Here is a 4938-nt window from a genome sequence, read left to right as displayed (position 1 = left end):
GATGCTCGTGGATCATCATGCGGATCTTGCGCGCGCCATGCGACTTGCGCTCGGGGATGGCGGCTTCGTCGTTGATGTCGTTGGTACTCTGGAACTGGCTTCGAGTGCATTTTCTTGCGCCAGCTATGAAATTCTCCTGCTGGAATTGGCTCTGCCAGATGGCGATGGCTTGGGTTGGCTGAGGCAGTTGAGGACCCACGGGCATTCAGTTCCTGCCGTCATTATGAGCAGCCTTAACGATCTCGATAAGCGAATTGCGATCTTCAACGGTGGTGCGGACGACTTTCTGCTCAAACCCATCTCTACCGATGAGCTTATTGCCAGAATGAGAGCCATTCTGCGCCGGGCGACACAGATGACCGACCTGAGGCTCGTATTTGGCAATCTCGACTTTGATCCGGTCGCCCGCCAGGTTTTCGTTGATGGGCACCCAATGATGATCGCACGTCGCGAACTCTGTGTTCTAGAGCACCTGCTTAACCGGGCAGGCCGCATCGTGCCCCGTGCGCAATTGGAAGATCACCTCTATTCATTCAACGACGACGTGTCTGCCAACGCGCTTGAAGTCGGAATTTATCGTTTACGGGGACATCTGACCAGATCAGGTGCAACGCCACGGATCAAGACCATCCGAGGCATTGGTTACATCCTAGAATTGACTGACGCCTCGTCCGCATAGTTTGTCGAATCGAAAGAAGATCTATTTTGCTGATCCTTCAACATCCTTGCGCTGCGCTCAATTGGCGGGCGATCGCCAACAAGGTTACAAGACCTGCAGTGCCCCGTTACCTGGGCCATCTCCTCTGCGCGCTTATTGTGACTTTCCCACTTGGTGTCGCGGCGCAAAACAAGCAGGACAAAGGCCCGCCGCATGCGGCTTCGAATAGCATCAACGCCACGCTGACCCTTTCCTCTTCGCTCGGGGAGACCGTTCATCTGCCCGGGCCAGCCACGACCATCTTTGTTGCTGACCCCACGATCGCGGATTTTCAGGCGCCATCGAGCAAAACAATCTTCGTCTTTGGCAAGAAATCGGGGCGGACCAGCCTATTCGCCTTGGATGGCAATGGCGAGCCTCTCGCCGAATTGCGTATCGTTGTCACGCAACCGATCGGGGATTTACGCGCCATGTTGCGGGAGCAGGTCGGCGACTATCCCATCCGCGTCAACTATACGCCGCGCGGCGCAATCCTTAGCGGGACGGCGCCCGACGCAGAGGTCGCCGACACCGCAAAAAGAGTCACTGAGCAATATCTGGGCGACGGAGCGCAAGTCGTCAACAACATCAAGGTCGCTGGATCCCTGCAAGTTAACCTCAGCGTGCGCGTAGCCGAAGTCTCACGCAGCGCCATGAAGTCACTCGGCGTCAACTTGTCCGCCTTCGGTCAAATCGGCAATTTCAAAGTGGGCGTTCTAAGCGGAAGCGCTGCAAGCGCTGGGTCTGGTTCAACCCAGGGTGGCGGTACAGCAGAAATCGGATTCGACAACGGTGCCGTCAACGTCAGCGCGGTTCTCGACGCGCTCGCCAAGGAGCATATAGCTTCCGTCCTGGCTGAGCCGAACCTCACCGCTATGTCGGGTGAAAAGGCCAGCTTTCTCGCGGGCGGCGAATTTCCCATTCCTGTCCTGCAGGAAAACAGGCAGGTATCGGTTGAATTCCGTCACTTCGGCGTCAGTCTGGAATTTGTGCCGACAGTTCTCAGCAACAATCAAATCAACATTCACGTAACGCCCGAAGTCAGTGAACTGTCGACGCAAGGTGCCGTGCAAATCAACGGAATTTCCGTGCCGGCAGTTTCCACGCGCCGAGCCGATACGGTCGTCGAACTCGCCAGCGGCCAGAGCTTCGCAATCGGCGGTCTAATCAGGCGGAACGTCAACAATGATGTCAGGGCCTTTCCCTGGCTCGGAGAACTGGCGATCCTGGGACCGCTTTTTCGCTCGACCTCGTTTCAAAAAGAGGAGTCAGAACTGGTCATTCTAGTTACGCCTTACATTGTAAGACCAGGCTCCAACCCAAACCAGATGAGCGCACCGACCGAGCGGGCGGCACCGGCTTTGAACGGAGGGGGCGCTCCGACGAATTCCGTGACAAGTCCCCCGCGAGACCGCGCTGCTATCCGTGCGGGCGCGCCAAGCGCCCAGGGCGGTCTCGGCTTCATCATCGAATAGTGTCATCCAAAGATGTTGCGTTTTATAATCCTCTTTGTCGCTCTGGCACCAAGCGTAAGTGGCTGCACAAGCACTACGCCAGTTGATGTCGAACCATCGGCACCAATGCTTGTCCGAGAGGAGACCACCGTCCTGACGTTGCAAAGCCTGCGCGCTTCCGAACGGCAGCGTTTGCGTGTTTTCCTAGACAAGGCCAGTCGCGGCCGGTTCGATGCCATCCACCTCCTCATCAGCGGTTCGCCCCAGCTCAGCGCAGGGGTAGCCCATCAGGCCAGGCAGTTGGCAATCGAAGAAGACAACATTCAATTGCGCGATCAACACGACGCCGGCTCAGTGCGAATTGAGGCGATTGTCTATCACGCCCGTCCGCCGGTCTGTCCCTCATATGGTGCCTTACCCAATGAAGAATCCTTCAAACAGCCGCTTGGTTGTTCGACAGGACATAACCTGGCCGTGATGGTCAACGATCCGCGCGATCTGCTCGACAATCAGGCCGTCAAGGCCGGCGATGGCGATCGTGCTTCTGTACCAGTTGCAACTTACAGAACATTCGGGACGGATAAAGGTGGCTGATACCGCCCTTATCTCGGCAGCACTCCTACCGGAGATTGAAAGCTTCCAATCGCGTCCTGATCTAAAATAAAAGGAACCGCTGGATGCAATATAGGCGCTATATCGAGGGCCTTAGGGCCGTTGCTGTACTTCCGGTCGTACTCTTTCATTTCGGAATTTCGGCGATCCCGGGTGGCTTTAGCGGGGTCGATATCTTCTTCGTCATCTCCGGCTACCTAACCAGCGGAAGCCTCCTGGATGACCTTGAACGCGGCCAATTTTCCATCGTCAACTTCTACTGGCGCCGTGCCCGGCGCATTCTGCCGGCGCTCGTCTTTGTGATGCTTCTCACCTGCATTGCGGCATTGTTCATTCTTCTGCCACCGGATCTGCGCGGATTCAGTCTTAGCATCATAGCTACCTCGACCTTCTGGTCGAACGTTTTCTTCTGGAAAACGTCAAGTTACTTCTCTATCGATGCCGCGCTTCTACCACTGTTGCACACTTGGCCGCTTTCCGTAGCGGAGCAGTACTACATCTTCGCACCAATCCTGATGTTCCTAATCTATCGCTACATCGGGAAGCGCTGGCTGACGACACTTCTTCCGATAATTCTCTGCAGCTTCGTAGTGGCGGTGATGGCGACATCGCTGGCACCCACCGCCGGATTCTATCTGCTGCCGACCCGAATCTGGGAACTCATGTTGGGCGCCCTGCTCATGCTCAAATGCCCCTCGCCGCTGGGCAACCGACTCCTGATGGAGTCGGTGGGGGTGGCCGGATTTGGCCTTCTCGCCATCGGGTTCTTCGCGATTTCGGCGAGTGATCCGTTCCCAGGCTACAACGCCTTGTATCCATGCATCGGAACGGCCCTTCTGATCTATGTTGGCCAAAATACCCCCTCGACGGTCGCCACCCGCATGCTCGAAGTCAGGCCGCTGGTCTGGATTGGGCTCATCTCGTATTCGTTGTATCTTGTTCACTGGCCTCTCAATGCGTTCGCGCACTATCTTTCGTTCCAAAAACTCGATCCGTTGATGACCGGTGCGATGTTGGTGGCAAGCCTCGCATTGGCTGCATTCTCCTGGAAGTTTGTAGAGCAGCCGTTTCGACAGAAGAGGGCCTTCACCTCCCCGGGGCCTATCTTCGCCTTTTCAGCGCTCGCGATCGTTGTCCTTTGTGCCGGCGGAGCGGCGGGGGCGCTCGGCAACGGCTTTCCGCAACGGTTTCCGGACTATGTCCAGCGGCGCATTTCCGTCGGGGACTGGAGGAATGGCATCTGTTTCAACGAGGGCACCAGCCGGATCGAAAGCTGGAATATGGAGGATTGCACGCGCACCAGCGGTTTTCCAACAACGGTTTTTTTGTGGGGCGACTCCTTCGCCGCGCACTATGTTTCCGGCTTGGGTGCTAACATAAATCGATTGCAGGCGAACATCGTTGAATATACGTACGCCAGCTGCGCGCCGATACTCTATTACTACCCGTACGATCGTCTTGATTGTGTCCGGTTCAATCGCAAGGCCTTGGACGTCATCTTGGAAGCGGACATCAAGACGGTTATCCTCAGCGGTAGATGGAGTGACTATGAGGTCAGAGGTTTCGACGGTCTTCAGCAAACAATCGCTACGCTTCGTGCCCTGGGCGTGCGCGTGTTTGTCATCGGCCAGTCTCCGCAGTTCCCAACTGACGTCCGGAAAATTGCGTTCTTCGCCAAGCGCCAAAATCTGGACGATACGTCCTGGCCGATCGCGATGGACCCCGACGTCAACGAACGTGTGCGCTCATTTACCAAAGGCGCCACATTCATCGATCCGCTGAAATTCCTGTGCAGCGCAGGACGCTGCGCCTATTTCGATAGAGGAGAGTTTTTATATTTCGACTATGGTCATTTCTCTTCAGCCGGCGCCACACTGGCAATCTCGAAATACTGGCCGGCTTTTGGCAAGGACAATGCTCTTCCTAAGACGAAGTAGCGGCTCAGCGGCTGACAAGCACCAGTACGGGTCCCAGTGATAGCTCCTGCTTCCGCAGCAGCCGCGACGATGGAGCTGTTCAGGTTTAAGGCCCCCCGATAGTGACCTAGGTGTGGAGCTTCAACAGGTTGTCCTCGATCAGGGCGAGGCGACTGATAGGCGTTTTTGACTTTAGGCTGCCATGTGGACGATGCCAATTGTATCTGTGCAGCCAGACAGGCAGTTCGGCGGCACGATG

General features: G+C 56.3%; 4 protein-coding genes and 1 pseudogene. 4 read left to right on the top strand and 1 reads right to left on the bottom strand.

Annotated elements, in window-relative coordinates; all coding sequences use genetic code 11:
* The first annotated feature begins 1 nt into the window (after position 1).
* The 4 genes from EN925_RS23330 (at position 2) to EN925_RS23315 (ending at position 4700) form a co-directional block, all read left to right on the top strand.
* Positions 2-679, top strand: a complete 678-nt coding sequence (locus EN925_RS23330; RefSeq protein ID WP_128336956.1) for a response regulator transcription factor — start codon at positions 2-4, stop codon at positions 677-679.
* A gap of 71 nt (positions 680-750) precedes the next feature.
* Complete coding sequence (locus EN925_RS23325; RefSeq protein WP_063170365.1) at positions 751-2172, top strand: type II and III secretion system protein family protein; 1422 nt, start codon at positions 751-753, stop codon at positions 2170-2172.
* A gap of 12 nt (positions 2173-2184) precedes the next feature.
* The gene (locus EN925_RS23320; RefSeq protein WP_063169261.1) at positions 2185-2745 is read left to right on the top strand and encodes a CpaD family pilus assembly lipoprotein; all 561 of its coding nucleotides are present in this window, start codon (positions 2185-2187) and stop codon (positions 2743-2745) included.
* Between the two features lie 83 nt (positions 2746-2828).
* On the top strand, positions 2829-4700 hold the full coding sequence (locus tag EN925_RS23315) for an acyltransferase family protein (RefSeq protein WP_063169260.1): 1872 nt from the start codon (positions 2829-2831) through the stop codon (positions 4698-4700).
* A 106-nt stretch (positions 4701-4806) separates the two neighbouring features.
* Here the strand turns inward: EN925_RS23315 and EN925_RS23310 are convergent.
* Positions 4807-4938, bottom strand: a pseudogene (locus EN925_RS23310) (IS481 family transposase); the annotation flags it as partial.

This window comes from Mesorhizobium sp. M7A.F.Ca.US.006.04.2.1, from assembly GCF_004022915.1.
Classification (GTDB): domain Bacteria; phylum Pseudomonadota; class Alphaproteobacteria; order Rhizobiales; family Rhizobiaceae; genus Mesorhizobium; species Mesorhizobium ciceri.
Note: the sequence above shows the minus strand (reverse complement) of the source record. Positions and strands in the feature narration are given on the sequence as shown.

Excerpts from the sequence above, each read along its gene's own strand:
- EN925_RS23330 (WP_128336956.1), top strand. The coding sequence starts at position 2 with ATGCTCGTGGATCATCATGCGGATCTTGCGCGCGCCATGCGACTTGCG.
- EN925_RS23315 (WP_063169260.1), top strand. The coding sequence starts at position 2,829 with ATGCAATATAGGCGCTATATCGAGGGCCTTAGGGCCGTTGCTGTACTT.
- EN925_RS23320 (WP_063169261.1), top strand. The coding sequence starts at position 2,185 with ATGTTGCGTTTTATAATCCTCTTTGTCGCTCTGGCACCAAGCGTAAGT.